The sequence below is a fragment of the Mesorhizobium sp. 128a genome (genome assembly GCF_053848025.1).
This window is the reverse complement of sequence record NZ_JBSPKY010000013.1, coordinates 180,755-207,583: the sequence shown is the minus strand read 5'-3', so window position 1 is coordinate 207,583 and position 26,829 is coordinate 180,755. Positions and strand designations below refer to the sequence as shown.

The following is a 26,829-nucleotide window of genomic DNA, read 5'->3' as shown; positions in this document are numbered from 1 at the left end:
GGGCCGACCATCCGATCATTCCGGTGATGCTGGGCGACGCAACTTTGGCGCAGGAGATGGCGGCGCGCATGCTGAAGCGCGGCATCTACGTCATCGGCTTTTCCTTCCCGGTGGTGCCGAAGGGCCAGGCACGTATCCGCACCCAGATGTCGGCGGCGCATTCCGCTGCCGATATAGATCGTGCGTTGGAAGCGTTTGCGGAGGTTGCGGGGGAACTTTCGATCATATGACCAGCGGCGCTAATTATCTCGCCGCCAAATAGAGCTCGGGCGAACCATAGAGCCCTGTCAGCGTATCTGGGCTAGCTGCTTCGGCGCCCGAAGGGTGAGTAGTTGGGCCCTTCCTTCAGTGACCACAACTGTTTCCTCATGCAGGACGATTTTACCGGGCTCGTACTCCAAGGCAGGCTCAATGCAGAGCACCATGCCTGGCTGCAAAACCGTGTTGTCCTCCAGTCGAATTGACGGCGGTTCGGTCAGTCGCAACCCAAGTCCATGCCCCATTCGCCCGTTGCTGTTGAGGTCAGTCACGCCGGAAGAAAGCGCCTTGGCCATCTGTTCGAAGACAAATCCGGCAGTAACCCCTGCTGTCGCCGTCTGAAGACCAATCTCGTGCCCGTCCCAAACCTTGTCTTGAGCATACCGTAGGGCATCCGTAGCGCTGCCTACCTGGTAGTTGCGATCGTAGTCGCAGAAATACCCGTCGTAGGTCGTGCCCGTGTCTATGAAGAGTAGGTCGCCATCAGCGATTGGCCGGTCCCTAGGACCCCCCGTGATCTCGAAAGGCCCGCCGACGTCGGATCTGCAAATGAGGGTTGGAATAGCGCCGGCGCCGCCCATATTCAGGCGACCCCGGAATTCCCGAAGGATCGTACGTTCAGTATCGCCGATTTTAACGAAATCGGGCACTTGTGCGTATACGACGCCCGCGATGTCGACAGCCTTTTTTATTTTACTGACCTCAGCCTGGCTCTTGATCATGCGGAGCTGCCAAATCAGGCTTGCACCATCAACAATCTCGACGCCCTTCAGACCACCGATGATCGCATTCAATTGCGTTACCGGCATTCCCAGTCGCAGTTCGAAACCAAGCTCAGCTCCGACCCGTCCGTGTCGCCGGGTCAGGTCGGATATTGCCGTGACAACGAGAGAAGTGCCTTCGTCCTCGGGCCGAGGCGAGGGCCAAGATCTGATTTCCGTGATCCAGGTCTTCTGGATGATAGCCCTGCCGATCTCCGGAATGATGGCTAGGGGCGCCCCGGTAGCAGGCACTAACACAAACCAAGGTCGGGTATAGCTTTCCCAGAACGTGGAATCGACACCAATGAAATAGCGGATGTTGTCCATCGAAGTGAGCAACAAGCCGTCCAGGCGATGTTGGCCCATCAACCGCTGAGCCCGACTGACACGCTGTTCGAACTCAGTCGGCGCAAAGCCGTGGGGGACTTCCTGATCCATTCCGCAACCCTATTCTTCCGGACGTTTTCAGCCGTGGCAGCTGCATCTAGCCGCCATTCTAAAGGCGCCCGGTGTGCGAACCATCTCAAAATCGCGCCGGAGGCGCAGACGCTATTTCAATTCTGCCTCATCCGCCGACGAATCTGCGTCTCTGACCTACGGACTCGGGTCAGGCCGGCTGAGCATCCAACCCGCCGAGCTCGATCGCCTCCACGGCCACTGCTTCATCGTTGTCTGATGTATCTCCGGTAATTCCCACTGCACCAAGCAACCGATCGGTCTTGTCTCGCACCAGGACACCCCCGGGGTACGGGGAGTATCTTGCCGCCTGATATGGCGGTCAGGCCGGCTACAAAGTGCGGTCGGTCGGCTGATGCAGTGTCGAGCCAGCGTGAACCGAAACCGACGGCCAAAGCACCGTAAGCCTTGCCGAATGCAAGTTCAAAGCGGAGCATTGAAGCCCCATCCTGCTTTTGGAACACGATCACGTGGCCGCCAGCATCCAGAACCGCAACCCTCAAGGGCTTGAGACCCTTTCCGCTTGCCGTGGAGCACACCCTATTAACTGGAATTGGCGACTTCCAATGTCAGATTAGTCATGTTCAAGTTCCTCGAGCGTTAAAACAGGGACGTCTTCTACGCAGCCAAACGAGCATCGACCGGAAGATCCGTAGCCACAACCGTGGCCAGCATGGCCGATGTTGCGGCTGAAAGCGTCCACCCTAGATGCCCGTGACCCGTATTGTAGAAGACACCCGGAACCCGGCTTTTGCCGACCCGCGGCATCATGTTCGGCATCATCGGTCGAAGCCCTGCCCACGGCACAACGTGTTCAGTTGCCACTTTCGGGAACATCATCCGTGTCCAGTCGACTAAAGGTCTGATGCGATCTTCCCGGATGTCGAAATTGACACCATTGAATTCTGCGGTCCCTGCCACGCGCAGACGCGCAGCGCCGAGACGGCTGGTTACGATTTTCGCGCGGTCGTCCAGAATGCTCACCCAGGGCGCCGAGGAATCTGCCGTAGACCCGTCCAACTCCACCGTAATTGAATAGCCTTTCACCGGATAAATGTTGATGCGATCCCCGAACATCGCAGCGATATCGCGACTATTTGTTCCCGCACACACTACAATGCCGTCGGCTTCCAGCGTCTGATCGGCGCCACCAGTTGTGCAAACGAGGTGGAAGCTATCCCGGCGCTCAATCCGGCTCACCGCAGCGTCATAGATGAATTGGGCGCCACGCTTTGAGCATGCCTTCTCCAAACCCGCGCAATATTTGTGAATATCGCCGGTAGAATCCGACGGGGTGAAGAATCCTCCATAAAAATTGCCATGCAATGCAGGTTCAATCCCGGCAAGTTCGCTGGGCGTCACCGAACGCCGGTCGAGGCCACCCTCGTTCAGCATCTCGTTCACCTTCAGCGCGTGGTCGAAGCCTGCCTTGTCCCAGCAAACATGCAGGATGCCGCGACGGACGTGATCAAAGTCGATGCCTTCACGGTCAGCGATCTCGAAGAGGTGTTTACGGGCCGCGATAGCCAGACGGGTCGTTTCAATCGTGTTCTCGCGATATCGCGAAATGTTGGACACGAATTCTAGCAGCCAGCTGTACTTGTGCCACGACGGGGTAGGGTTCATGAGAAGGGGCGCATCTCGCCGAAGCATCCACTTGATTCCCTTGAGGATGGTCGACCAGTGATTCCAGACTTCGGCATTGCTAGCGGACAGCTGGCCACCGTTGGCGAATGAAGTTTCCATCGCGGCGTAGCGCCGCCGCTCGACCACAGTCACGTCGTAGCCTTGCTCTATCAAAGCGTAAGCTGTCGACACACCGGCAATTCCGGCGCCAACTACAATAATCTTGGACATTCTAAACTCCGAACAGTGTAATGGGTGCGAGGCTGGCCCGCAGCGACCCCCCAAATCTGTCTCGGGTACCTGAGAGATTAACCGGAACTCCCGGCTTTCCCCTTCGGTGGACGCTCGAGGCGTCACTCTCCAGATCGTTCGGCGGTGCGGTCACTTTTGCCTGAGAGTTTCCTTGGGGGGTTGCTCCGTCGGCGTCGGCACTTCGCCGATCTCTCCCGCTCAGCCTGATGAACGGTGGACCTATACGACGTAGGTCAGGCCAATGATCGCCATTTTCTCCGTTGCAGTGAAACATGCGAACCAATTTTTATGGATGTGTGATCGAAACCTGACGTGGAGACTGCAGAACCCTTCGGACTGGTCTCAAAGTGGAGATCGCTGGCTTTGGCCGGGACTGTAGGGACGAAATTCTTTGGCCATCCCGGTGACCAAAAATGGACGATCGACGAGAACGGGAATCCGCGGCAGCTATTCTGCTTACAGTGTTGCGGAGGCCAACCGCTTGTGCCTGCCGAGAGTTACCATCCGGCCGTTTACATGATCTTGGCTTTAATCATGGCGGCGTGTTCCGTTCCGCCATTCTTTTCGGTGAAACGCGGGTTTCAAAATTGGAAGGGTCTTGAAATGCCATCCGGCTGTGCAGAATCTTGCGCTAAGGTCGAACGGAGAGTGAACGCCCGGATGTTCGCTGTGGATACGCATTTGCCCGGCGTCGGGCAGGTGTGTGGGACCGGCTGCTGGAAGCCGTTTCAAAGGCCCACGACGGGGATATCCAGATGATCGACTCGTCCTATCCGCGAGATGCCGAGTCGACATCTAGGCATCAGCTGACGAGGCATAGGGCCCCTTGAGGTACGGGCCATTGGCGGGAACCCCGCCTGCCCAAATTATGAGTCGGTCTCGTTTCCACTCAAACCCAGATAATTGCTACAGAGCACTTTATCTCAGATCCGACCCTTGCTACGATGTGATTGATTTCGTTCAAACTTTTGGTGAGATAACATGGATACCGAGGATCCTGGCGCCCCAGCCAATTCACATGCCTCTTGGAATCCATGATTACAGACGCCGTGAGTGGCTGCCGTCGGCGGCTATCTGACTCCCCACGCGGCCCGACTCCATCCACAGAGCCGGGCCGTGCGAAAAGGATCAGTAGTCGTTATCGTCCTGGATGATAACGTGATGATGCCGATGATGGCGACGCTCGACCGAGCCAGTCACGATAACAGTATCCGGGCGATGATGTCTGCGGCCGTGGTCGTAGAACGCAACCGTGCCGTGTTTACGGTGATGAAGGCGTTGACCCTGATCGTTGATGACCTTGACGGCCTTGTGATGGCGACGCTCGATCGAGCCGGTCACGATGACAGTATCCGGGCGATGATGTCTGCGGCCGTGGTCGTAGAACGCAACCGCGCTGTGTTTACGGTGATGAAGGCGTTGACCCTGATCATTGATGACCTTGACGGTCTTGTGATGATGTCGATGATGGGTTGCGATGATTGCATCAGCTTCGGCTGCCGATGCTATCGTCGGCATCGCGATAAACAGCGCCAATGCGCTTACGATCATTGTTTTCATTGCAATATCTCCGTCTGCTAATTGGCCCTTCGCGGGGATAACCGCGTCCCATCCCTTTGGTTCCGAGTGGCGTCGTCGGGTCACGCGGCGCGATCAGTGAGCGCTGCTGCCGAGCATTGCGGCATGTCGAAAGAGAGAATTTCGCCACCAGGTTTTGTAGGCAGGACGCTCTTTCAGAGCCGACCGAGGCGTTGCGCAGCTCGGCAAAGCAGCGCTGCGCACGACCCTCCATGTCATCGCGTTCAATCACCTGAGCTGTGGTGTGAAGCATCTGCCTTATGAGCAAGACCGTCGGCACGCGCCTTCCGGGAAGACGACCAATCAGGCCGTCTCAGATGCCGTAAGCAAGTGCAAAGTAGGCCACCGGTGCCAAGATCAGCAAAATCCCCATCGCGATCAGCACGGCGATCGCCAGGCGCTCTGTTCGCCTGACAAGGTCAGCGACCTTGTCGTCGTCAGCCGACGGTATGAGGTCAAGGACCGAAGAAACTTCAGGAGGACTGTCGTTGTCGTTTGCGGGTCGGGTCACCCCTTCACGCACTGATCTCTGGACAAAGGTCACTGTTGGCCTCTCTATCGAATACGCCACGCCGCTTGGCGGTGCCACAAACAATCGGGTGCCCGCTAGTCTCTTGAGAATGGCGGGCACCCGATTGACCGCCGATGAAGGGACTCATACTCGGCAGCCTGCTTGCAATGTATTGGGAGGGCATAGGTTGCCGCCTCCAGACCTATGGCTGCGACCCCAGGACTTCAGTCATACCCTGTTCCGACCTTGGTCCGCAGTTCGACGAAGGGTGGCGGACATTTTGTTTCGACGCCGAAGAACGCGGGAACATTAGTAGGCTCTGATGAGTTCACTCTCAGCAACACAATTTCGGGAGAGATATCGTGAACAACATAATCTGGCTCGTCGGAGCAGTCGTCATCGTGATTGCGATACTGAGCTTCTTTGGCCTCCGATAGGCGTCGTGTCTGCCAAATTGGCGACAGGCACAAACTCGCTTGCTCACCTGGGGCCCGAAGTCTATTCAGCACGCTATGGGGCCACGCCAGGTAGTCCCATAGCGTGAGTTCCCCTTCCCTACGCCAAGGCAGGCTCGGGGATGGCAGTTGCGCCGCCATTGCCTCGCTTCGGCGGAATTGCGCAAAAAGCAGGACAAGGTGGCGGATCATCGTCGTCATCCCGCCCCAAGCGACGAAACCAAGGGGACAACCTCCTCAGCGGCCTTCGATCGATGGGCCTTCGCCACGATGTCCGAAGCCGATACTGCTCGTCAGGGTGTTGGCCGTCGAGCGCTTTCAGAGCGCCAACAATTGCATCAATCGTCACGATTGAACCGTCATCCAACTGACGCAGCATCGGCATTCCAGCGACGGCGCGCGCGTCGGACGCCCAGGAGGCGAGTAACGCCCGTTTGTCGACGATGCTCATTGTGGGGTGGTGGAGGACATCATCAGGATGTCCCAGCATTTCCGACATGCTGCCGGGGTTTGGTGCTTCGGTTTGTGAAAGGATTTCAGATTCCCTGGTCATCTCCATTCTCCGCAATCAAGGCCTCCCGGCTCGGCCGGGAGGCGGGACCGCAGGGTGAGTTGGTGGGTCAGGCTACCTTACTCTGTGGCCGGGTATCCTGGCTGATCTGCCTGGCCTGCGAGCCTTGCTCGTCGGTCGATGTCCCAATGTCAATCCGACGCGGCTTCAGTTCCTCGGGAATGTCGCGAACCAGGTCGACCGACAGCAAGCCATTCTCCAGTGTGGCATTTGCGACCTTCACATAGTCTGCCAGCTTGAAGACCTGTTTGAAGTTTCGCGTCGCCATGCCGCGGTGAAGAATCTGCCGGTCGCTTTCCTCGGGCTGTTTCTGACCGGTTACGATCAGTTCAGGGCCGTGTTGTGTAAGCTCGACCTCCTCGCGGCTGAAGCCGGCGATTGCCATCGTAATGCGATAGTCGTTCTCGCCGGTCTTCTCGATATTGTAGGGCGGCCAATCCGACCGCACGCTGTCATCGAGCATGTCAAAGAGGCGGTCAAAGCCGACCGTCGTGCGATACAGGGGGGCGTAATCATAGCTTCTCATAGCCATATCCTCCGTGAAGCAACATGGTTTCCAAGCTACGTCGCGGGGGTGACCGCGACGCCATATTCGTCGAGCCTAAGCCTCGACGGCGAACGATTTGGGAATGGCAAGGAGACCTTTCAAGAGCGGGCTGCAAAATTTTTTTGAGGTTGCCGGAGCACCTTGTTAACGCGCTTTCCGCATCCGCCAATGACCGCTCAACGGGTTCTTCCTGTTATTGCGTTTTCCAGGTCGCGTCGCGGTTTGTTCCGATCTGTCCAGTGCGGTTTGGCATCGCCTGGTTCTGGAATGCTGAGGCGCTGGCGATCATCTCATCACCAATTTCGGCATCCATTCCGAGCGGTACCAATCGACGAATTTCTTCAGGCCGTCCTCGATCGAGACGCTGGGGCGAAAGCCGAAATCGCGCTCCAACGCCGTCATGTCGGCATAGGTCTGCTCGACATCGCTGGTCTGCATCGGCTCGTTGTTGCGGATGGCTTTGACGCCGAGCAGCCGCTCCAGCGTGGCGATGAAATCGTCGAGCCGCTCCGGGCGGTTGTTGCCGACATTGTAGATCCGGCACGGCGGGGCCTCGACCGGCGGCTTGTCGAGCACGGCGACAATGGCGCGTACGACGTCGTCTATATAGGTGAAATCGCGCCACATCTCGCCATCGTTGAAGACGCGGATCGCTCTGCCCTCCAGCATCGCCTGGGTAAACAGCCAGTAGGCCATGTCGGGCCGGCCCCAGGGACCGTAGACGGTGAAGAAACGCAGCCCGGTCTGCGGCAGGCCGAAGAGATGAGCGTAGGTATGGCTCATCAGCTCGTCGGCCTTCTTGGTGGCGGCGTATAGCGACACCGGCCGGTCGACCTGGTCGGTTTCCGCAAATGGTACCTTGCGGTTGCCGCCATAGACCGAGCTCGACGAGGCATAGACCAGATGCTCGAAGCCGACTGCCGCGCGGCAGAATTCGAGCACTTCGAGGTGGCCGACGACGTTGGAGCGGACATAGAGCCTGGGATTGTCCAGCGAATGGCGTACGCCCGCCTGCGCTGCCAGATGCACCACCTTGACGATGCCTTGCCCGGCGAGCGCATCGGCGAGCGCGCCCTGCTGGGCGATGTCGAACTGGTGAAAGGAAAAACCCTTGTGTGGCTTGAGACGCGCGAGCCGGCCCTCTTTGAGCGCCAGGTCGTAATAGTCGTTCATGTTGTCGACGCCGACGACGGCTTCGCCGCGGTTCAGCAAATGATGGCAGACATGGCTTCCGATGAACCCCGCGGCTCCGGTGACGAGTACAGGCAACAACGTTCTCCAGACACATGACCAAGCCAGCCATCAGAGGCGATTGGCTGCATTCCATTGGTGCTATAGTCGAAAGCCGAGATTGAGGCCATTGGCCAAGCTGACGCGTCAGCTCGCCTCGCGCATCGCCTCGGCGGCCTGCAGATCGACCGATACCAGCTGGCTGACGCCCTGCTCGGCCATGGTTACGCCGAACAGCCGGTTCATGCGCGCCATGGTGATCGGGTTGTGGGTGATGATGACGAAGCGCGTCTCGGTGGTGGCGGACATCTCATCCATCAGGTTGCAGAAACGCTCGACATTGTGATCGTCAAGCGGCGCGTCGACTTCGTCGAGCACGCAGATCGGCGCCGGGTTGGTCAGGAACACGGCAAAGATCAGCGACATCGCCGTCAGCGCCTGCTCGCCGCCGGAGAGAAGCGTCATGGTCTGCGGCTTCTTGCCGGGCGGGCGCGCCAGGATTTCGAGGCCGGCTTCGAGCGGGTCGTCGGATTCGATCAGCTGCAGTTCAGCCGTGCCGCCTCCGAACAGATGCGAGAACAGCCGTTGGAAATGGCCGTTGACGACGTCGAAGGCGGCGAGCAGACGCTCGCGGCCCTCGCGGTTCAGGCTCTGGATGGCTTGCCTGAGCTTGCGGATCGCCTCGATAATGTCCTCGCGCTCGGAAACGATGGTCTCCAGCCGGTCGGACAATTCCTTCTGCTCTTCCTCGGCGCGCAGATTGACGGCGCCGAGCCGTTCGCGCTCGACCTTCAGCCGGTCGAGCTGGCGCTCGATGTCGGCCATTTCCGGCATCGGGCTGTCGACCTCCAGCCCGGTATGGCGGATGACCAGATGCGGCGGCGTGTTCAGCGTTTCCTGGATGCGCGCCTCGACCTCGAGTCGGCGTTCGTCAGCCGCGGTCAGCCGCTCCTCGGCGCGGACGCGGGTTTCGCGGGCACCGGCCAGCGACTGGATCGCCGCGGTGGCGGCCTTGTCCAGCTCGGCCTGCTTGTTTTCTGCCTCCTGCAGACGATCGGACGCGGCCTTGCGCAAGGTTTCGGCCTCGGTCAGCTGCGACAGCAGCGCGCGGCGCCTGGCGTCGATCTCGTCGGGCGCGTCGGCCAGCGTTTCGCGTTCGGCCTCGGCTTCGGCCCTGCGCTCGCCGAGCGAGGCGATCTGGGTGGAGGCGTTTTCGGCACGCTGCAGCCAGCTGCTGCGCTCGGCGCCGATGGCGTCGAGCCGGCGCGTGCGCGCCTCGGCCTCGCGCCTCAAACCCTCATGGACGGCGCGCGCGTCGGCAAGGGTCGCGCGGTCCCTGCCGACATTGGCGGCGGATTGTTCGAGCTGCAACTGCAAGTCGCCGAGATCGGGCGCGTCCTGCAGCAGCATTTCGGCTTCCGCAAAGGCAGCGGCCGTCTCTTCATGGCTGTCGACGATGCGCGCCCGCGCCTCGTCCAAAGCGGCACGGCGGCTCGCCAGCTCGCCGCCGGCCTTTTCGGCCTCGGCCAAAGCGTTGCGGGCGGCGTCCAGCCCGTGCTGGGCATCGCGCCCGGCTTGGCGAGCATTACGTTCAGCTTCGCTCGCCTGGCGCAGCGCCTGTTCGGTCTGGGCAAGGGCGGCTTCGGCCTCGCGCACGATCTGCGTCGCCTGTACCGCCTCGGCGTCGAGCTCGGCCAGCCGGTTCTTCTGCGCCAGCCGCTGCGCGGCAGCGGTCGGCGCATCGGCGCTGGCGGTCAGTCCATCCCAGCGCCACAGCGCACCGTCGCGGCTGACCAGCCGCTGGCCGGGCGCAAGCAGTGCCTGCAGCCGGCGGCCGTCAGCAGCATCGACGATGCCGATCTGCGCCAGCCGGCGGGCAAGCTGCGACGGCGCGCTGACCACGCTGGCAAGGCTCTTGATGCCTTCCGGCAGAGCCGCATCGCCCGGCTGGACCTGGCTTTCGCCCCAATGCACCGGCGCGCTACGGTCGAGCGGCACGTCGAGGTCTTCGCCAAGGGCAGCACCCAGGGCCGTTTCATAGCCGCGCTCGACGCTGAGCTGTTCGAGCACGGATGGGAAAAGATCGCCGCTGGCGGCGTTCAGGATCTTGGCAAGCGTGCGGGCTTCGGTCTCGATACCGGCGAGTTCCGCCTTGGCGTCCTGCAGCGGCGGACGGGCGGCACTCTCAGTCTCACGCGCCTCGGCGACCGCCTGTTCGGCAGCAACGGCGCCGGCCTCGGTTTCCTCCAGCCGGGCGAGCGCGTCCTCGACCAGCGCACGCTTCTCGGCGGGATCGGGCAAGCCGGCGACTTTGGAGATGATCTCGGACAGTTCGCGGTCGACGTCGGCCAGCTGGCGGCCAAAACGGTCGCGGCGTTCGGCGGTTTCGCGCAGCGTACGCTCGATCTGGTTGCGCGAGGCGGCGGCTTCGGCCCGTTCGGCGGTCAGCGCAGCGAGTTTTGCCTCACTTTGGGCGAGCGTCGCGCCGGCCTGTTCGAAAGCGGCCCGCGTGGTGGCCTCACGTTCGGCGGCGCCGGCATTTTCGGAATTGAGCGTGGCTTCTTCCTCGCGCAGGCGCTCGAGAATGTCCGCATTGTCGCGCACCATGCGCTCCTCGCGGGCGATGTCGCCGTCGAGTTGCTGCAGCCGGCGCTCGAGTTCGGCCTGGCGGGCGCGGATGCGGCCGGCCTCCTCCTCGATCTGCGCCTTGGCGATCGACAGGCGCTGGAAGGCGGCCGCGGCCGCGGCCTCAGCGTCGCGCAGGTCGGGCAGCCGGTGCGCGGCGATGCCTTGCTCCCTGGCGGCAGCCATCTGCGCAGCGGCGCGGTCGCCGACCAGAGCAGTGGCAATGGCGAGTGCCGAGCGGGACTCGCCCTCCTGGGTCTTGGCCAGTGTCCAGCGCAGATGCAAAAGCGTGGCTTCCGCCTTGCGGATATCGGCCGACAGGTTCTTGAAGCGGGAGGCCTGGCGCGCCTGGCGCTTCAGGCTTTCGATCTGACTCTCCAGTTCGCCGACGACATCGTCCAGCCGTTCAAGGTTCTGTTCGGCCGCCTTCAGCCGAAGCTCGGCCTCGTGCCGGCGCGTGTGCAGGCCGGAAATGCCGGCCGCTTCTTCGAGCAGCGCGCGGCGCGCCTGCGGCTTCGCCTGGATCAATTCGCCGATGCGGCCCTGGCCGACCATCGAGGGCGAGCGGGCGCCGGTCGACTGATCGGCAAACAGAAGCTGCACGTCCTTGGCGCGGGCTTCCTTGCCGTTGATGCGGTAAAGCGAACCTGCCTCGCGCTCGATGCGGCGCGACACCTGCAGTTCATCGGCGTCGTTGAAAGCGGCGGGCGCGGTGCGGTCGCTATTGTCGAGGAACAGCGTGACTTCGGCGGTGTTGCGCGCCGGGCGCGTTCCCGAGCCGGAAAAGATCACGTCGTCCATGCCGGACGCGCGCATGTTCTTGTACGAGCTTTCGCCCATCACCCAGCGCATCGCCTCGACAAGGTTCGACTTGCCGCAGCCATTCGGCCCGACAATGCCAGTCAGGCCGCGTTCGATGACGAACTCGCCGGGTTCGACGAAGGACTTGAAGCCGAGGAGGCGAAGGCGCGAAAACTTCATTCGCGCCTGCCCGGAAGACACAGAGATGCGCAGACGCCGAAGCGCAGTCGCTCCGGCGCCGCCTGGACGTCAGAGCAGAGGGTCGATGATGGCCGATATTTCCTCAATCGACATCGCACCTTTGTAGGTCTTTCCGTTGATGAAGAAGGTCGGCGTCGAGTCGACCTTGAATTCATCGGCGCCGCGCTTCTGGACCGATCTCACATCGTCCAGAAGTTTCTGGTCCGTCAAGCAGGCCTCGAAGGACTCCTGTGTAAAACCGGCGAGCTTGGAGATCTGCAGCAGCGCGTCCTTGGTATTGTTGACGCCAACCCAGTTGGCCTGCTGCTTGAACAGCACGTCGACCATCGGGAAATAATTGTCCTTAGAACAGCGCGCCAGCATGAAACCGGCCTCGGCGCTCGGATCGAACGGGAATTCGCGCAGGATGTAGCGGGCCTTGCCGGTATCGATGTATTTGGTTTTCAACTCCGGGAAGGTGGTTGCAGCGAAATGCGCGCAATGCGGGCAAGTCATCGAGGCATATTCGACGATGGTGACCTTTGCGTCGTCCTTGCCGAGTTGCTTGTCGGGCAGAGCGCCGGGCTTCAGCAGCTGAGCCATGTCGACGTCGCCGCTCGATTCCGGCACCTTTGCCGCGGCAGGCGTGGCAGGCGTCGATGCAGGGGCGGCCGGCGCCGCGGGCTTTACGTCCGCAGCCTTGGCGTCCTCGTCGGAATCGCTGCATGCGGCGAGCAGTGCCACTGCCGGAATGGCTGCCAGCGACGACAGGAGGTTTCTGCGGGACAAGCTACGGTTCATGCGAATCACCTGACTATGGTTGGATTTTGCAATGCAAAGGCTAGAAAAGGCGAGAGTTGGCGGGAATTAAGGCATCGCCGTCCCCATTCCAATCGGCTAACTCTATATGCATCATCACGAATGCGCGAGATTGGTGACGGGTTCATGACCGGCCGATTATCCTGGTCGCTTGCGCTCGCCAAGAATGGTGGCGCCCAGCCGCTCCAGCGAGGCGCGCAAGCCTTCATCCTCGATCTTGCCGACCGTATCGGACAATTTGGCCTTCTCGACAGGCGTCAACGGCCTGGGAGCCGGTTTGGGCCGAGCCTTCTCTGACAGCACCGGCTTCTGCACGATCCTGATGCGGCCGATTGCGTTGAAACCAAGGAAGGCGTTGACCCGGTTGATGATTTCGCCGGTCTCGTGCTGCAGATGGAGTGCGGCCATGCCTTCGCAGGCGATGACCAGTGTCGCCGGCTCGAACGGGTCGTCCTCATGCATGCGGCGCGGCCACTGGATTTTTTCCGGGCGCGAATGGCCGGCGAGCCTGGGGCCGGCGATCTCTTCCCACGACTGCACCAGGCCGATCGAAATGCCCGCCCGCTTGCGCAGCACGGGATCGAGAATCTGGGTCGCGAGATCGCTCACCGGAACGGGATTGCCGTAGGGCGTTCTCCCTGCCATGTACGTTCTCCAGCCACGCTCCTCACCAGCCCAGACCTTACCAACCAAAGAACCAGCCCGCGATCAATGGCACTGCACGAACAGACCCGCAAGGCCGCATCCCATGACAGCAGCAAAGCCGCGTCCGGAGACATCGATCTCCGCCTGCTCGGCTGGTACGACGCGCACCACCGCGAACTGCCATGGCGGATCACGCCGCGCGCGGCTGTGGGTGGCGTGCTGCCGGATCCCTACCGTATCTGGCTGTCGGAAGTGATGCTGCAGCAGACCACGGTCGAAGCGGTAAAATCGTATTTTCGCGCTTTTGTCGAGAAATGGCCTGATGTCGTGGCATTGGCTGCGGCACCGACCGAGGATGTGATGAAGGCCTGGGCCGGGCTCGGCTATTATTCGCGGGCGCGCAACCTCAAGGCCTGCGCCGATCTCGTCGCGGGGCAAGGTGGGCGATTTCCGGATAATGAAACGGGATTGAGGGAATTGCCGGGGATCGGCGCCTACACGGCGGCGGCGATCGCGGCAATCGCCTTCGACCGCCCGGCGGCGGTCGTCGACGGCAATGTCGAACGCGTCATATCGCGACTCTATTCGATCGCAACGCCGCTCAGCGAGGCAAAGCCCGAAATCCGCGCGCTGGTCGAAAGACTGGTGCCGCAGACAAGGCCGGGCGACTTCGCCCAGGCGATGATGGACCTCGGCGCCACGATCTGCACGCCAAAACGGCCGCGGTGCATACTGTGTCCGTTGCGCGAGGATTGCAGCGCCATCCTGTCCGGCGATCCCGAGCGCTTTCCGGTTCGCTTGCCGAAGGCCGACAAGCCGCTCAGACGCGGCGCTGCCTTCGTTGCCGAGCGCGGCGACGGCGCCATCCTGTTGCGCAAGCGGCCGGACAAAGGCCTGCTCGGCGGCATGACCGAAGTGCCGACCACCGGCTGGACCGCACGGATCGACGGCGCGACAACTGCGGACGCGGCGCCCTTCCCCGTCGACTGGCGGCGCGCCGGTAAGATCGCGCATGTCTTCACCCATTTCGCGCTCGAACTCGAAGTCTTTCACGCCCACATCGGAAGTGATGCTCCTGATGGGTATTTCTGGTCGCTGGCCCACGACATTTCCGGGGAAGCGCTGCCGACCGTCATGAAAAAGGTCATCGAAGCGGCGATACCGGGCGCGACCAAAAAGAAGCTCGCCTCGAAGGGATAAAAATGACTGAAATCCGCCACATCGTGTTCGACATCGGCCGCGTGCTGATCCACTACGATCCGAACATTCCGTTCAGCCGCCTGATCCCGGATGCCGAGGAGCGCAAGTGGTTCTTCGACAATGTCTGCACGCATGACTGGAACATCGAGCAGGACCGTGGCCGGACGTGGGAAGAGGCGGAGGCGCTGCTGATCGCGGAGCACCCCGATCACGCTGAAAACATTCGCAATTTCCGCAGCCACTGGCACGAGATGGTGCCGCATGCCTATGAGGACAGCGTCGCCATCATGCTCGGCCTGATCGAAAGCGGCCACGACGTGACCATGCTGACCAATTTCGCCGCCGACACGCTTGCCGAGGCCCGGCAGCGTTTCGACTTTCTCAGCCGCCCGCGCGGCGTCACCGTGTCGGCCGATATCCGTGAGATCAAGCCCGACCGCGCCATCTACGACCACCACGTCGCCGCGTTCGGTCTCGATCCATCCGCGACGCTGTTCATCGACGACAGCCCCAGGAATGTCGACGGCGCCAAGGCCGCCGGCTGGCAGGCAGTGCTGTTCACGGACGCAAAAACGCTCAAGGCGGACCTTGAGCGTTTTGGGATCGCAGTCTGAGACAATCGGGAAGCGGCCGATCAGGCCCCTGCCCGCTCCATGCCGAGGCGGGCGATGCGGCGCAGTTCGTCGATCGGGGTCAGGCCGCCGCTGCGCTCATAGTGCCAGAAAGTCCAGCCATTGCAGGCGTCCAGCCCCTGCACTTCGGCGCCGATCTTGTGGATCGAGCCGGCGCTGTCGCCGATCGCCACCGTGCCGTCGGCGCGGACCTTGGCCGCCCAGCGCTTCTTTGAGTCGTAAAGCGTGGCGCCTGGGGTCATCAGCCCGGTATCGATGAGGCTGACAAAGGCGACGCGCGGCTCCGCGCGCTTGCCGGTGAGTACGGTGAGATCGGCGCCTTCCAGCGGACGCACGGCGTCAATGCGCTCATTGGCGGCGTCGATATAGGCCTGCTCGCGCTCGATGCCGACAAAATGGCGGCCGAGCCGCTTGGCGACGGCACCGGTGGTGCCGGAGCCGAAGAACGGGTCGAGCACGATGTCGCCGGGCTTGGTCGAGGCCATCATGATGCGGGCAAGCAGCGCTTCCGGCTTCTGCGTCGGATGCAGCTTGTCGCCATTGTCGTTCTTCAGCCGCTCGCCGCCGGTGCAGATCGGAAACAGCCAGTCGGAACGCATCTGGATGTCGTCGTTCGACGCCTTCATCGCTTCGTAGTTGAACGTATAGCTCCTGCCCTTCTGGTCGCGCGAGGCCCAGATCATGGTCTCATGCGCGTTCTGGAAGCGGCGGCCACGGAAGTTCGGCATCGGATTGGTCTTGCGCCAGACGACATCGTTGAGGATCCAGAAGCCGAGATCCTGCATCTTGGCCCCGACCCGGAAAATGTTGTGGTAGGAGCCGATAACCCAGATGGTGCCATTGGGCTTCAGGACGCGGCGCGCCGCCAAAAGCCAGGCGCGGGTAAAGGCGTCGTAGGCCTCGAAGCTCTCGAACTGGTCCCAGTCGTCGTCGACGGCATCGACCTTGGACTGGTCGGGCCGGTGCAGGTCGCCGTCGAGCTGCAGATTGTAGGGCGGATCGGCGAAGATGACGTCGATGGACTTTTCCGGCAGCCGGTCAAGTGCGGCAACGCAGTCGCCCTTGAGAATCGTGTCCAGCCATTCGGATTGCTGGGGGGCGTGGGAGAGGTCGTCGAGAAGACGCACGGCAGACATGTTTACACCCAAGGCACGCGTTACTGTTTACTCCCCGTTATGGTTACCGATCAGCGTAAATATTCCGTGAAGGGAAGGACCGGACCGATGGTATCGGCCTCGTTCATTTGCGCGAGCCGGCCTGTTGGTGTATGCCGCGCGGCTCAAGCCCTGCCGGGCTTGCCCCTCCTTCCCCAGTTCCGGATTGCCATGCCCCAGCCAGATCTTGTCATCTTCGATTGCGACGGCGTGCTCGTCGATTCCGAAATCATCGCCGCCCGCGTCGAGGCCGAACTGCTGACACTCGCCGGCTTCGAAATATCGGCCGAGGAGATCGCCGAAACCTATGCCGGGCTGACCTTCAAGGACATCATGATGCGGGTCGAGGAGAAATCCGCAATCCCGTTCCAGGCCTCGATGATCGACCGCGCCGAAGAGCTGGTCGACCGCAAATTGCGCAGCGACGTGCGCGCCATCGACGGAGCGCGCGAAGCGGTCGCCGCGGTCACCGCGCCGCGCTGCGTCTGCTCCAACTCGCGCTCCGAGCGGATCGAGTTCATGCTGGAGAAAGTGGGCCTGCTGCCGTTCTTCGCCGGCCGGATCTTTTCAGCGCTGGAGATACCGAGCAAGAAGACCAAGCCAGCCCCTGACGTGTTCCTGGTCGCGGCGGAGAAACTCAATGCCGATCCGGCAAACACCTTTGTCATCGAGGATTCCGTGCATGGCGTCGCCGGCGCCAGGGCTGCCGGCATGCGCGTGATCGGCTTCACCGGAGCCGCGCACAGCTATCCCGGCCATGCCGATGCGCTGACGGAGGCCGGCGCCGAAACGGTCATCCGTCGCTGGGCCGAACTGAAAAGCGTGATTGCCGCTCTGTCGGAGTGGTCGGACGCCTGAGTCAACTCAGTCCTTGGCTTTGGCCGACCTGGCTCGCGCCGGTCTTTTCTTTGCCCTGTTATAGGCAATCGCGGCGCGGACGAGCGCTTTCAGGGCATCCGCATCGATCTCCTCGCCCTCGGACACATCGATGGCGCGCCACACCTTGCCGTTCAGCCCGTTGTTGAACAGCCCGTCTGGATCCGGCAGGCTGGCGCCGTGGGAAAAGGTAAGCTTCACCTTGTCCTTATGCGCGTTGCCGACGGCGATCATGCCGTCGCATGACCACACCGGGCTTCCCATCCACTTCCACTCCTCGATGATTTCAGGATCGGCGTCGAGGATGGTCTTGCGCAGGCTGGCGAGCGTTTTGCCCCGCCAATCGTCCAGTTCGCGGATTCTGGCGTCTATCCGCTCGGAGGGTGAAGGTCCTGCCTCTGACTTGTTGGCACCGCTGGTCTTCATGGTCTCCTCCGTTCACATCTTCTCGCCGGGCAATTTACTGGCCTGCTTCACCCAGCTGACAAACCTGGCTTCGTCGATCTCTTCGCCTTCATGAATGTCGAGATAGCGCACTTCCTTCTGTTTCGACCCGCCGGGAGGAGTGGGATCCAGCGACATGCCGCGGAAGAAGGCGACTTTGACGTAGTTGGTGAAGCAATGCAGGCTGAGGAACCAGCCGCCGCCCTCGATGCCGTAGAGCGGCGAGTTCCATTTGACGGCCTTGTAGACGCCGGGGAAGGCACACTCGATGAGCGCGTCGAGGCGGCGCCCAACGTCGCTTTTCCAGCCCGGCATGGCCGCGATATAGGCCTGCACGGGCGCATCCCCATAGGCCTTCGGGATCTGCGGGTTGCCGCCTGAAAGCAGCGCCGGCTTGGCTGGCGCTGGCTTGGCTGGAGCCGGCTTTGCCGCCTTCGATTGTCTGGTCACCCTGGCCACCGTCCCTCCCTACCCCTGCGCGCGCTGCTCGCCACGCGGTCGGGCGACATAGGGCAGCACGAACATGTAGAGCCCGCTGAACAGCAGCAGGAAGAGCGGCGGCAACGGCGAATAGACCACCCATGCCGGAGGCTGCCCGAATGCCATTGTGATGAAATTGGCTGCCACGGTCGCCGTAAAGATGATCGACAGCCAACGGTGGGTTTGCCTTATCCACTTGCTCCAGTTCATTGCCACCTCCACCTGAAAACGAGCGCTTACCAGCGCGCCAGCTGGGTGATCTGGATGAGATTGCCGCAGTTGTCGTTGAGCTGGGCAATGGTCGAGCCAGTCACTTCGGTCGGCGCCATGGCAAACGCACCGCCGCGCCCCTTGATGCGCTCGTAGTCGCCCTTGATGTCGTCGGTGAACAACATAAGCGCGGGCTGCCCCTGTTTGAAGATGGCCTGCTGGTAGGTTTTGGCGGCCGGATTGTCGTTGAGCGCGAGTTGCAGTTCGGTTCCCTCGGGCTCGTCGGGTGAGGTTACCGTCAGCCAACGAAAAGGCCCATTGCTGAAGTCGGCCTTCACGGAAAAGCCCAGCACGTCGGTATAGAAGCGCAGTGCGTTGTCCTGGTTGTCCACATAGACGCTGGCCAGCTTGATCTTCATCGATTTTCTCCTTTGTGCTCGGTGACCCGGCGATCGGGGCATGGCGTTGAATTGTGCCGGCAGGCTTCAATCTGGCTTTGCCAGAACCTGCTCCAGCTTGGTGAGGAATTGCTGCCACCCGGCCCGGGCGCCGCCATAGGCCTGCTTCTGATCGGGACGGAAGCCCGACTGCTCGACGCGCAGATGAGTGCCCGTGCTGGTGGGCGTGAGTGTGAACGTCACCACGCTCTTCAGATTGTAGGCCGCATCCTCATGCGCAAAATCCCAGCTGTAGGACAGCGTCCTGTTTTGCTCGATGGCGAGGACCTCGCAGTCCAGCACGCCGCCCCAGTCGCCGCGAAGATTGAAGCTGTGGCCGATGACGGGCTTGAAATCGTTCTTCATGAGCCATTCCTCCATCAGATGCGGCTGCGTCAACGCGCGCCAGATCTTCTCCGCCGGCCAGGATATGTCCCGCTCGACGACGACGGTGCGCAGTTCCGGCTTGCTCACTGGTCCATCCTTTTCAGCAGGTGCTCGAGATCATCGAAGCGGCTCTCCCAAAACCCGGCCATCTTGCTGGTCCAGTCGTTGAGGGGAGCGAGCGCGCCGGGCTGCGCGCTGTAGTGTGTCTGCCGCCCGGCGTGGCGGTCGAGCACCAGACCGGCCTGCTTCAGGACGCCGAGATGCTTCGACACCGCCGGCTGCGAGACCCCGGACTGCGCCGTCAGCGCCCCCACCGTCTGCTCACCCTGGCGGCACAGGCGCTCAAAGATGGCCCGCCGGGTCGGATCGGCAAGGGTTCTGAACAGAGTGTCGTGGGCGTCCGGCATCGGGATCAATAACCTGCGAGCTATTGGTCGACGTATAACCGCCGAGATATGAATGAGTCAAGTGCCAACAGGATCCAAGGCGCAAACGCCACCTGCCTGCAGGCTCATTCCTGCAGGGCCACGACCAGATCGTGTCGATCTTTCAAAGAGTTGACAGCCACCGTCGCAACAGCGACGCCGCCCAAGCACTTCCTAGTTCGTGGCGGGAGCTCGCTTCTTCTTGCCGGACTTCTTGTCCGCCGCCGGCGCGATCTCGTCATAGCCGGCATAGACCTGGTAGTCCTTGGCGGAAGGCTCAGGTACGACGACATTGGAATCGGTGAAGACGAACTGGGTGGCGGTCGAGGGATCGCTGACCTGGATCTGATAGGGATGGATCTGCGAATAAAGCACGTCGGTGCCATGCATGACGGCGACGCGGATCGGCATGGTGATTGTGCCGGGGGTGAACATCGGTCCCGGCACGATCTTGCCGGCAACGCCAACCTTCATCGTCAACTGTCCGTTGGCACGGCTGCAATCGCGGCTCACATCGCTAATCGAGGCCTGGTAGATGATCTTGGTCGGATCCTTGTTCGGGTCGACGATGGTGCCATCCGGCGCCGTCTGCGCGGCGGCAGCGGCCTCGGCATCCTGCGCGGCGTCAGCCTTTTTCTTTTTCGGCTGCGGCGCACCCTTGGCGTAGGTGTTGAAATAGGCGGTGCCGTCGCGCACCGTCACTTTCGGGCAGTAGGCCTGCAACTGGCTGGCGAGCACCTTGGGGTCCTGCGGCGGTATTGGCGCATTCGGGTCGGTCTTCTTGCCCAAGCCGAGGTTGAGGATGCCATTGTCGCTCGATTGGCAGCCGGCGGCGGCAAGCATAAAGCCGGTGAGCGCCAGACCCGCGACAAAGCGACGGTTGAACGAATAGAACGCCATGAAACTGCACTTCCCTCTCGCAAAGCTGGTGACCTATAGCAATGGCGCGGCAAAAATGCGACTGAGCCAGCGCAGAAATTAACCACTCTGTGGTGAACGGAAACGCCAAGCGGCAACGGGTCTGTGACATGCAATATGTGAGTACTCGCGGGGAAGCGCCTGCGCTTGGATTTTCCGACGCGGTTCTGGCCGGACTGGCACGTGACGGTGGGCTCTATGTGCCGCGCGAGTGGCCGCAGTTTTCGGCAGCCGAGATCCGCGCCATGCGCGGCCTGCCCTATGCCGACCTTGCCATCCGCGTGCTGACGTCGTTCCTCGGCGGCGAGATCGCCGCACCCGTTTTCGAACGCCTGGTGCGCGAAGCCTATGCCACTTTCCGCCACCAGGCCGTCTGCCCGCTGGTGCAGACCGGCCCTAACACCTTCATCCTCGAACTCTTCCACGGTCCGACGCTGGCTTTCAAGGACGTCGCCATGCAGCTGCTTGCCCGGCTGATGGACCATGTGCTGGCCGAGCGCGGCCAGCGCGCCACGATCGTCGGCGCCACCTCGGGCGACACCGGCGGTGCGGCCATCGACGCCTTTGCCGGCCGCGACCGCACCGATATCTTCGTGCTGTTCCCGCATGGCCGCGTCTCGCCGGTGCAGCAGCGGCAGATGACGACATCGACCGCCGCCAACGTCCAGGCGCTGGCCATCGAAGGCAATTTCGACGATTGCCAGGGGTTGCTGAAGGATATGTTCAACGACCATGCCTTCCGCGATGGAGTGTCGCTGTCGGGCGTCAATTCGATCAACTGGGCCCGCATCATGGCCCAGATCGTCTACTATTTCTCCTCGGCGCTTTCGCTGGGCGCACCCGACCGGCCCATTTCCTTCACCGTGCCGACAGGCAATTTCGGGGACATTTTCGCCGGTTATGCCGCAAAGAGGATGGGCCTGCCGATAGCGCGGCTTATCGTCGCCACCAACGACAACGACATATTGGCGCGCACCTTCGCGACCGGCGAATACCGCACCAAAGGTGTGTTTGCGACGACGTCGCCTTCGATGGACATCCAGGTGTCGTCGAATTTCGAGCGGCTGTTGTTCGAGGCCTCCGACCGCAATGCCGAGACGGTGCGGCGCTATATGGCCGGGCTGAAACAGTCCGGCGCCTTCACCATCGAAACGGCTGAAATGGCCAGGATGCGGTCGGAATTCGACGCCGGCCGGGCTAATATGAGCGAGGTCGCCGCCACCATCCGTTCGACGCTGGAATCAAGCAACTACCTGCTCGACCCGCATACGGCCGCGGCCGTGCATGTCGCCGCCGGCAAGGCTGACGGCGCAGTGCCGATGGTGGTGCTGGGCACGGCCCACCCGGCCAAGTTCCCGGCGGCTGTCGAAGCCGCCTGCGGCGTGTCGCCGGCCCTGCCTGCATGGCTGGGGTCCTTGATGTCAGCCGACGAAAAATACACGGTACTTCCATCCGACCTGAAAATGGTGGAAGATTACGTGAGCCGCCACTCAAGGGCAGCGCGTTAGGGAGTAATTGCCATATGGGTGTTGAGGTAAGCCGTCTGTCGAACGGCCTGACAGTCGCCACCGAAACCCTTCCAAGCCTCGAATCCGTTGCCCTTGGTGCCTGGGTCAAGTCGGGCGCTCGCAATGAGCGTGACGAAGAGCACGGAATGGCCCATTTGCTCGAGCATATGGCCTTCAAGGGCACGAAAAGGCGTACCGCCTTCGAAATCGCCTCGGAAATCGAGGATGTCGGCGGCGAGATCAACGCCGCCACCAGCGTCGAGACGACATCCTACTATGCCAGGGTGCTGTCCGACAACGTGCCGCTGGCCGTCGATATCCTTGCCGACATCCTGCAGGAGTCCGAATTCGACCCGCAGGAGCTGGAGCGCGAGCAGCATGTGATCCTGCAGGAGATCGGTGCCGCGCACGACACGCCCGACGACATCGTCTTCGACCGTTTCACCGAGACGGCGTTCCGCCACCAGACGATCGGCCGCTCGATCCTCGGCACGCCGGAAACCGTCAAATCCTTCACCTCCAAACAGCTGCACGATTTCATCGAACGCCAATATGGCGCCGAGCGCATGGTGATCGTGGCAGCGGGCGACATCAAGCACGACAATTTCGTGCGCGAGGTGGAAAAGCAGCTCGGCGGCTTCCGCAGCAAGGCCGACAGCACGATGCCGCAATATGCGCAGTATGTCGGCGGCGATTTCCGTGAGGATCGCGACCTGATGGACGCGCAGATCGTGCTCGGCTTCGAAGGCCGCGCCTATCACGTGCGCGACTTCTACGCCTCGCAGGTGCTGTCGATGATCCTCGGCGGCGGCATGTCTTCGCGCCTGTTCCAGGAGGTGCGCGAAAAGCGCGGCCTGTGCTACTCCGTCTATGCCTTCCACTGGGGTTTTTCCGATACCGGCATTTTCGGCGTCCATGCCGCGACCGGACAGAGCGACATTGCCGAACTGGTGCCTGTCGTCATCGACGAATTACAAAAGGCCGGCGAGAACATCCTGCAGGAAGAACTCGACCGGGCACGCGCGCAATACCGCGCCGGACTGATCATGTCGGCGGAAAGCCCGGCCAGCCGCGCCTCGCAGATCGCCAGGCAGCTGCTTCTGTTCGGCCGACCGATCGCCAAGGAGGAGTTGATGGAACGGCTGTCGGCGCTGACTATCGAGCGGCTGACCGACCTGTCGTCACGGCTGTTTTCGACCAAGCCGACGCTGACCGCCGTCGGCCCCGTGGGTACGCTCGCGCCCTATGAGGCGATCCTCGATTCGCTTGCGGGCACGCACACCACGGCCCGCAAGCTCGCCGTCTAAGCCCCCTCAAGGCGCGCCCCGTGTTCGCGCTCCCTTTCTTTCGCCGCGACCTGCCGGCACTGAAGGGCGACCGGGTCACGCTGCGCGTGCCCTACACCAACGACTATCGCGAATGGTCGGCGCTGCGCGGCGAAAGCCGCGGCTTCCTCGAACCGTGGGAGCCGCGCTGGACGCCCGACGAACTCGACCGCACCGCCTGGCGGTTGCGCATCGGCCGCTACCGCGAAGACTATGCACAAGGAACCGCGATCGCCTTCTTCATCTTCGAGAAGGCGAGCGGCAAGCTTGCCGGCGGCATTACGCTGGGTAACATCCGCCACGGCGTCTCGCAAAGCGGCCATGTCGGCTACTGGATCGGCGAGAGGTTTGGCGGCCGCGGCCTGATGACCGACGCGGTCAAGGTCGTCTGCCGCTTCGCCTTTGATACGCTGAGGTTGCACCGGATCGAAGCTGCCTGTATTCCCGACAACGCCCGGTCGATCCGAGTGCTTGAAAAAGCCGGATTCCGGCGCGAAGGACTTTTGCGATCCTACCTCAGGATCAATGGCATCTGGCAGGACCACTACCTCTACGCCCGGATCGCGGACGATCCGCCGGGCGGCGCTGGAACGAAGGACTGATTTTTGACGAATTTCCTGCGAAACGGGTCGCTGTTGGCCTTCGTTCTGGCGGCTGTCGTCACGCTATGCGCGGCGCTCCCGGCCTTCGCCGTCGAACCGATCAAGATTGCCCGCGACGACGTCGCGCTCGACCTGTCGCGCGCCGTCACGATCTACCCCAACCAGGGCGAAAACTTCCAGGTGTCGACTGCGCCCGGCCCCGACGGCATCGTGCGGCGCATCGAGGTCGAGGCCAATAACGCGCGCTCGAGCGGCGACTGGGCGGTGTTCGCGCTCGCCAACACCACCGACCAGCAGCTCGACCGGCTGATCGTGGCGCCGCATTTCCGGCTGGTGAATTCCGGCATCTTCTGGCCCGATCTCGGCGCCACCCGCATCGCCGCGATCACACCCAGCGAGGGCTTCGCGCTCGACCGCCAGTCGAGCCCCGACGCCGATGTGTTCCGGGTGACGCTGAACCCGGGAACGGTGATCACCTTCATCGCCGAACTCGCCTCGCCCAAGCTGCCCCAAGTCTATCTCTGGGAGCCGGAGGCCTACAAGGACTCGGTCAATTCCTACACGCTGTTTCGCGGCATCGTCATCGGCATTGCCGGCCTGCTGGCGCTGTTCCTGACCATTCTGTTCGTGGTCAAGGGAACCTCGATGTTCCCGGCGACCGCGGCCCTCGCCTGGGCAGTGCTTGCCTATATCTGCGTCGATTTCGGCTTTCTGAACAAGATCATAGAGATATCGCCCGGCAATGAGCAGATGTGGCGGGCGGGAACGGAGGTGGCGCTTGCGGCGACCTTCGTGGTGTTCCTGTTCGCCTATCTCAACCTCAACCGATGGCACGGCCATTTCAGCTATGGCGCGGTGGTCTGGATCCTTGGCCTGGTGCTGATCGCGGGTGTCGCCATCGTCGATCCGGCCGTCGCTGCCGGCATTGCCCGGCTGTCCTTCGCCGCCACCGCGCTAACCGGGCTCGGCCTGATCATCCTGCTCGGTATCCGTGGCTATGATCGAGCTATCATGCTGGTGCCCAGTTGGGTCATGGTGCTGCTCTGGCTATGCGGATCGTGGATGGCGATCACCGGCATGCTCGACAACGACATCGCCCAGCCGGCTCTGGGCGGCGGGCTGATCCTGATCATCCTTCTGATCGGCTTCACCGTCATGCAGCATGCCTTTGCCGGCGGCGCGCTGCATCAAGGCCTGTTCTCCGATCTCGAGCGCCAGGCGCTGGCGGTGGCGGGCTCCGGCGACACGGTGTGGGACTGGGACGTTCTGCGCGACCGCGTCGTCACCAAGCCCGATGTCAGCATTCAGCTTGGCCTTGCGCCCAACAGCCTGGGGGGTGCCGCCCGCAACTGGCTGCCGGTGCTGCACGCCGACGACCGCGATACCTTCCGCACCACGCTCGACGTGGTGCTCGAACACCGGCGTGGCCGGGTGTCGCAGAATTTCCGCCTGCGCGGCGCCGACGGGCATTACCACTGGTTCTTGCTGAGGGCGCGGCCGGTGATCGGCTCGGACGGCGAAGTGATTCGCTGCGTCGGCACCATGGTTGACGTCACCGAGCAGAAAAAGTCCGAGGAAAGACTGCTGCACGACGCTGTTCACGATAATCTGACCGGGCTGCCCAACCGCGAACTTCTGATGAACCGGCTGGAAGCCATCATCTCGATCGCGCGCACCGAAGAAAAGGTGCGCCCGACCGTCTTCGTCATCGACATCGACCGGTTCAAGCAGGTCAATGACGGGCTCGGCATCTCGGCCGGCGACACCATCCTGCTCACCATTGCGCGCCGCCTGCACCGGCTGCTGAAGCCGAAGGATTCGCTGTCGCGCTTTGCCGGCGACCAGTTTGCGCTGATGCTGCTGTCCGAACAGGACCCTGCCCGCATCGCCGCGGTGGCGGACGCCATCAAGCACGCCATCAACAACCCGATCACCTTCGCCAAGCGCGAGATCGTGCTGACTGCCTCGATCGGCCTGATCACCTGGACTTCGGCGCAGACTTCGGCCGAGGACATGGTCAAGGACGCCGAGCTTGCCATGCACCAGGCCAAACGCTTCGGCGGCGACAGGATCGAGCCTTTCAGGCCGGCCTTCCGCACCGTCGGTACCGACCGTCTGCAATTCGAATCCGATCTGCGCCGCGCCATCGAGCGGCGCGAGTTCACCCTTGCCTACCAGCCGATCGTGCGGCTGGAGGATGGCAGCATTGCCGGCTTCGAAGCGCTGCTGCGCTGGGACCATCCGCGCCGCGGCATGATCCCGCCGGGCGATTTCATTCCGGTCGCCGAAAGCTGCGGTCTGATCGTACAGCTAGGCCTGTTTGCCATGCAGCAGGCGGCCGAGGACCTCGCCGGCTGGCAAAAGCAGATCGGCGACACGCCGCTATCGGTGTCGGTCAACCTGTCCAGCCGCCAGCTGATCCGCCGCGACCTGGTCAGCGATGTCCGCTCGGTCATCGCGCGCGCCAATCTGAAGCCGCGCTGCTTCAGGCTCGAACTCACCGAATCGCTGGTGATGGACAATCCCGAGCAGACCTCGCATGTGCTGACCAAGCTGAAGCAGCTCGGCATCGGCCTGTCGCTCGACGATTTCGGCACCGGCTATTCGTCGCTCGCCTACCTGACGCGCTTCCCCTTCGATACCATCAAGATCGACAAGAGCTTCGTCGACGACGCGACGCCGAAGCGTGCGGTGCTGCTCAAATCCATGGTCAACATGGCGCATGAGCTCGGCCTGTCGGTGGTGGCCGAGGGTATTTCCGACGAAAGCGATGCACTGGAACTGCGCCAGATGGGCTGCGAATACGTGCAGAGCTTCATGTTCGGCGCCCCGATGCCGGGCGACCAGGTGCTGAAAGCGCTGAAAGAGCAGTATCCGATGACGCAGGCTTAGAGGCCGTTTGGCCTCTGGATCAGG

General features: G+C 62.2%; 26 protein-coding genes, 2 pseudogenes and 1 riboswitch. Of the genes and pseudogenes, 9 read left to right on the top strand and 19 right to left on the bottom strand.

The features are described 5' to 3' along the window. The coding region (locus ACWTU9_RS22085) for an aminotransferase class I/II-fold pyridoxal phosphate-dependent enzyme (protein ID WP_455860118.1) at positions 1–230 on the top strand (230 nt) is incomplete at its 5' end. Positions 231–287: 57 nt separating this feature from the next. On the opposite strand, the gene ACWTU9_RS22080 is transcribed toward ACWTU9_RS22085, so the two are convergent. The 3 genes and pseudogenes from ACWTU9_RS22080 to ACWTU9_RS22070 all read right to left on the bottom strand — a co-directional run bounded on the left by ACWTU9_RS22080 (position 288) and on the right by ACWTU9_RS22070 (position 3,332). Next, on the bottom strand, positions 288–1,457 hold the full coding sequence (locus tag ACWTU9_RS22080) for a M24 family metallopeptidase (RefSeq protein WP_455860117.1): 1,170 nt from the start codon (positions 1,455–1,457) through the stop codon (positions 288–290). Between the two features lie 169 nt (positions 1,458–1,626). Continuing rightward, positions 1,627–2,057: pseudogene (locus tag ACWTU9_RS22075) on the bottom strand (GlcG/HbpS family heme-binding protein). Between the two features lie 36 nt (positions 2,058–2,093). Further along, positions 2,094–3,332 (bottom strand): D-amino acid dehydrogenase, encoded by a 1,239-nt coding sequence (locus tag ACWTU9_RS22070; protein WP_455860116.1) that lies wholly within the window; start codon positions 3,330–3,332, stop codon positions 2,094–2,096. Between the two features lie 137 nt (positions 3,333–3,469). Then, positions 3,470–3,560: riboswitch (glycine riboswitch) on the bottom strand. Positions 3,561–4,033: 473 nt separating this feature from the next. Here ACWTU9_RS22070 and ACWTU9_RS22065 point away from each other — a divergent pair. Beyond that, positions 4,034–4,132, top strand: a pseudogene (locus ACWTU9_RS22065) (IS5/IS1182 family transposase); the annotation flags it as partial. Positions 4,133–4,481: 349 nt separating this feature from the next. Here ACWTU9_RS22065 and ACWTU9_RS22060 read toward each other — a convergent pair. The 8 genes from ACWTU9_RS22060 to ACWTU9_RS22025 form a co-directional block, all read right to left on the bottom strand. Then, positions 4,482–4,913, bottom strand: coding sequence for a hypothetical protein (locus tag ACWTU9_RS22060; RefSeq protein WP_455860115.1), 432 nt, complete (start codon positions 4,911–4,913; stop codon positions 4,482–4,484). A gap of 331 nt (positions 4,914–5,244) precedes the next feature. Next, a complete protein-coding gene (locus ACWTU9_RS22055) occupies positions 5,245–5,475 on the bottom strand; it encodes a hypothetical protein (protein ID WP_454586628.1) in 231 nt (76 codons plus the stop codon). A 522-nt stretch (positions 5,476–5,997) separates the two neighbouring features. Next, positions 5,998–6,450 (bottom strand): hypothetical protein, encoded by a 453-nt coding sequence (locus ACWTU9_RS22050; protein WP_455860114.1) that lies wholly within the window; start codon positions 6,448–6,450, stop codon positions 5,998–6,000. A 67-nt stretch (positions 6,451–6,517) separates the two neighbouring features. Further along, on the bottom strand, positions 6,518–6,994 hold the full coding sequence (locus ACWTU9_RS22045; RefSeq protein WP_455860113.1) for an Hsp20 family protein: 477 nt from the start codon (positions 6,992–6,994) through the stop codon (positions 6,518–6,520). A 306-nt stretch (positions 6,995–7,300) separates the two neighbouring features. After that, positions 7,301–8,284 (bottom strand): NAD-dependent epimerase/dehydratase family protein, encoded by a 984-nt coding sequence (locus tag ACWTU9_RS22040; protein WP_455860112.1) that lies wholly within the window; start codon positions 8,282–8,284, stop codon positions 7,301–7,303. Positions 8,285–8,392: 108 nt separating this feature from the next. Then, entirely contained in the window at positions 8,393–11,851 is a 3,459-nt protein-coding gene (smc, locus tag ACWTU9_RS22035) for a chromosome segregation protein SMC (protein ID WP_455860111.1), read from the bottom strand. Positions 11,852–11,920: 69 nt separating this feature from the next. Further along, the gene (locus ACWTU9_RS22030) at positions 11,921–12,652 is read right to left on the bottom strand and encodes a DsbA family protein (RefSeq protein ID WP_455860110.1); all 732 of its coding nucleotides are present in this window, start codon (positions 12,650–12,652) and stop codon (positions 11,921–11,923) included. A gap of 156 nt (positions 12,653–12,808) precedes the next feature. Continuing rightward, positions 12,809–13,315 (bottom strand): DUF721 domain-containing protein, encoded by a 507-nt coding sequence (locus tag ACWTU9_RS22025; protein ID WP_455860109.1) that lies wholly within the window; start codon positions 13,313–13,315, stop codon positions 12,809–12,811. A 66-nt stretch (positions 13,316–13,381) separates the two neighbouring features. Between ACWTU9_RS22025 and mutY the strand changes: the two genes are divergently transcribed. Next, positions 13,382–14,515: an A/G-specific adenine glycosylase gene (gene mutY, locus ACWTU9_RS22020; protein ID WP_455860108.1), complete on the top strand. Its 1,134-nt coding sequence runs from the start codon at positions 13,382–13,384 to the stop codon at positions 14,513–14,515. A gap of 2 nt (positions 14,516–14,517) precedes the next feature. Continuing rightward, positions 14,518–15,129 carry an HAD family hydrolase gene (locus tag ACWTU9_RS22015; protein WP_455860107.1) on the top strand — a complete coding sequence of 204 codons (612 nt, stop codon included), beginning with the start codon at positions 14,518–14,520 and terminating at the stop codon, positions 15,127–15,129. Between the two features lie 20 nt (positions 15,130–15,149). Here ACWTU9_RS22015 and ACWTU9_RS22010 read toward each other — a convergent pair whose 3' ends face one another. Continuing rightward, positions 15,150–16,283: a DNA methyltransferase gene (locus tag ACWTU9_RS22010; protein ID WP_455860106.1), complete on the bottom strand. Its 1,134-nt coding sequence runs from the start codon at positions 16,281–16,283 to the stop codon at positions 15,150–15,152. Positions 16,284–16,472: 189 nt separating this feature from the next. On the opposite strand from ACWTU9_RS22010, the gene ACWTU9_RS22005 reads away from it, so the two are divergent. Further along, the gene (locus tag ACWTU9_RS22005) at positions 16,473–17,159 is read left to right on the top strand and encodes an HAD family hydrolase (RefSeq protein WP_455860105.1); all 687 of its coding nucleotides are present in this window, start codon (positions 16,473–16,475) and stop codon (positions 17,157–17,159) included. A gap of 6 nt (positions 17,160–17,165) precedes the next feature. On the opposite strand, the gene ACWTU9_RS22000 is transcribed toward ACWTU9_RS22005, so the two are convergent. The 7 genes from ACWTU9_RS22000 to ACWTU9_RS21970 form a co-directional block, all read right to left on the bottom strand. Then, positions 17,166–17,603: a DUF1801 domain-containing protein gene (locus ACWTU9_RS22000; RefSeq protein WP_455860104.1), complete on the bottom strand. Its 438-nt coding sequence runs from the start codon at positions 17,601–17,603 to the stop codon at positions 17,166–17,168. A 12-nt stretch (positions 17,604–17,615) separates the two neighbouring features. Beyond that, positions 17,616–18,071, bottom strand: coding sequence for a DUF1801 domain-containing protein (locus ACWTU9_RS21995; protein ID WP_455860103.1), 456 nt, complete (start codon positions 18,069–18,071; stop codon positions 17,616–17,618). An 18-nt stretch (positions 18,072–18,089) separates the two neighbouring features. After that, complete coding sequence (locus ACWTU9_RS21990) at positions 18,090–18,311, bottom strand: hypothetical protein (RefSeq protein ID WP_454573815.1); 222 nt, start codon at positions 18,309–18,311, stop codon at positions 18,090–18,092. A 26-nt stretch (positions 18,312–18,337) separates the two neighbouring features. Beyond that, positions 18,338–18,730 carry a VOC family protein gene (locus tag ACWTU9_RS21985; RefSeq protein ID WP_455860102.1) on the bottom strand — a complete coding sequence of 131 codons (393 nt, stop codon included), beginning with the start codon at positions 18,728–18,730 and terminating at the stop codon, positions 18,338–18,340. Positions 18,731–18,796: 66 nt separating this feature from the next. Further along, positions 18,797–19,222 carry an SRPBCC family protein gene (locus ACWTU9_RS21980; RefSeq protein WP_454573813.1) on the bottom strand — a complete coding sequence of 142 codons (426 nt, stop codon included), beginning with the start codon at positions 19,220–19,222 and terminating at the stop codon, positions 18,797–18,799. After that, the gene (locus ACWTU9_RS21975) at positions 19,219–19,542 is read right to left on the bottom strand and encodes an ArsR/SmtB family transcription factor (protein WP_454586642.1); all 324 of its coding nucleotides are present in this window, start codon (positions 19,540–19,542) and stop codon (positions 19,219–19,221) included. The genes ACWTU9_RS21980 and ACWTU9_RS21975 overlap by 4 nt, the downstream gene beginning before the upstream one ends. A 192-nt stretch (positions 19,543–19,734) precedes the next feature. Next, positions 19,735–20,460 carry a hypothetical protein gene (locus ACWTU9_RS21970; RefSeq protein ID WP_455860101.1) on the bottom strand — a complete coding sequence of 242 codons (726 nt, stop codon included), beginning with the start codon at positions 20,458–20,460 and terminating at the stop codon, positions 19,735–19,737. 128 nt (positions 20,461–20,588) lie between these two features. On the opposite strand from ACWTU9_RS21970, the gene thrC reads away from it, so the two are divergent. Genes thrC through ACWTU9_RS21950 form a run of 4 tightly spaced genes read left to right on the top strand, consistent with a single transcriptional unit; the run spans position 20,589 to position 26,805 of the window. Beyond that, entirely contained in the window at positions 20,589–21,986 is a 1,398-nt protein-coding gene (gene thrC, locus ACWTU9_RS21965; RefSeq protein ID WP_455860100.1) for a threonine synthase, read from the top strand. A gap of 14 nt (positions 21,987–22,000) precedes the next feature. After that, positions 22,001–23,293, top strand: coding sequence for a M16 family metallopeptidase (locus tag ACWTU9_RS21960; RefSeq protein WP_455860099.1), 1,293 nt, complete (start codon positions 22,001–22,003; stop codon positions 23,291–23,293). A 20-nt stretch (positions 23,294–23,313) separates the two neighbouring features. Beyond that, the gene (locus ACWTU9_RS21955; RefSeq protein WP_454573808.1) at positions 23,314–23,913 is read left to right on the top strand and encodes a GNAT family N-acetyltransferase; all 600 of its coding nucleotides are present in this window, start codon (positions 23,314–23,316) and stop codon (positions 23,911–23,913) included. 3 nt (positions 23,914–23,916) lie between these two features. Beyond that, entirely contained in the window at positions 23,917–26,805 is a 2,889-nt protein-coding gene (locus ACWTU9_RS21950) for an EAL domain-containing protein (RefSeq protein ID WP_454573807.1), read from the top strand. Positions 26,806–26,829: the final 24 nt, after the last annotated feature.

Bases quoted from the DNA above. Each gene is read 5' to 3' on its own strand.
- ACWTU9_RS22080 (WP_455860117.1), bottom strand. From the start codon at position 1,457: ATGGATCAGGAAGTCCCCCACGGCTTTGCGCCGACTGAGTTCGAACAG.
- ACWTU9_RS22070 (WP_455860116.1), bottom strand. From the start codon at position 3,332: ATGTCCAAGATTATTGTAGTTGGCGCCGGAATTGCCGGTGTGTCGACA.
- ACWTU9_RS22060 (WP_455860115.1), bottom strand. From the start codon at position 4,913: ATGAAAACAATGATCGTAAGCGCATTGGCGCTGTTTATCGCGATGCCG.
- ACWTU9_RS22050 (WP_455860114.1), bottom strand. From the start codon at position 6,450: ATGACCAGGGAATCTGAAATCCTTTCACAAACCGAAGCACCAAACCCC.
- ACWTU9_RS22045 (WP_455860113.1), bottom strand. From the start codon at position 6,994: ATGAGAAGCTATGATTACGCCCCCCTGTATCGCACGACGGTCGGCTTT.
- smc (WP_455860111.1), bottom strand. From the start codon at position 11,851: ATGAAGTTTTCGCGCCTTCGCCTCCTCGGCTTCAAGTCCTTCGTCGAA.
- ACWTU9_RS22030 (WP_455860110.1), bottom strand. From the start codon at position 12,652: ATGAACCGTAGCTTGTCCCGCAGAAACCTCCTGTCGTCGCTGGCAGCC.
- ACWTU9_RS22025 (WP_455860109.1), bottom strand. From the start codon at position 13,315: ATGGCAGGGAGAACGCCCTACGGCAATCCCGTTCCGGTGAGCGATCTC.
- mutY (WP_455860108.1), top strand. From the start codon at position 13,382: ATGGCACTGCACGAACAGACCCGCAAGGCCGCATCCCATGACAGCAGC.
- ACWTU9_RS22015 (WP_455860107.1), top strand. From the start codon at position 14,518: ATGACTGAAATCCGCCACATCGTGTTCGACATCGGCCGCGTGCTGATC.
- ACWTU9_RS22010 (WP_455860106.1), bottom strand. From the start codon at position 16,283: ATGTCTGCCGTGCGTCTTCTCGACGACCTCTCCCACGCCCCCCAGCAA.
- ACWTU9_RS22005 (WP_455860105.1), top strand. From the start codon at position 16,473: ATGCCCCAGCCAGATCTTGTCATCTTCGATTGCGACGGCGTGCTCGTC.
- ACWTU9_RS22000 (WP_455860104.1), bottom strand. From the start codon at position 17,603: ATGAAGACCAGCGGTGCCAACAAGTCAGAGGCAGGACCTTCACCCTCC.
- ACWTU9_RS21990 (WP_454573815.1), bottom strand. From the start codon at position 18,311: ATGAACTGGAGCAAGTGGATAAGGCAAACCCACCGTTGGCTGTCGATC.
- ACWTU9_RS21985 (WP_455860102.1), bottom strand. From the start codon at position 18,730: ATGAAGATCAAGCTGGCCAGCGTCTATGTGGACAACCAGGACAACGCA.
- ACWTU9_RS21975 (WP_454586642.1), bottom strand. From the start codon at position 19,542: ATGCCGGACGCCCACGACACTCTGTTCAGAACCCTTGCCGATCCGACC.
- ACWTU9_RS21970 (WP_455860101.1), bottom strand. From the start codon at position 20,460: ATGGCGTTCTATTCGTTCAACCGTCGCTTTGTCGCGGGTCTGGCGCTC.
- thrC (WP_455860100.1), top strand. From the start codon at position 20,589: ATGCAATATGTGAGTACTCGCGGGGAAGCGCCTGCGCTTGGATTTTCC.
- ACWTU9_RS21960 (WP_455860099.1), top strand. From the start codon at position 22,001: ATGGGTGTTGAGGTAAGCCGTCTGTCGAACGGCCTGACAGTCGCCACC.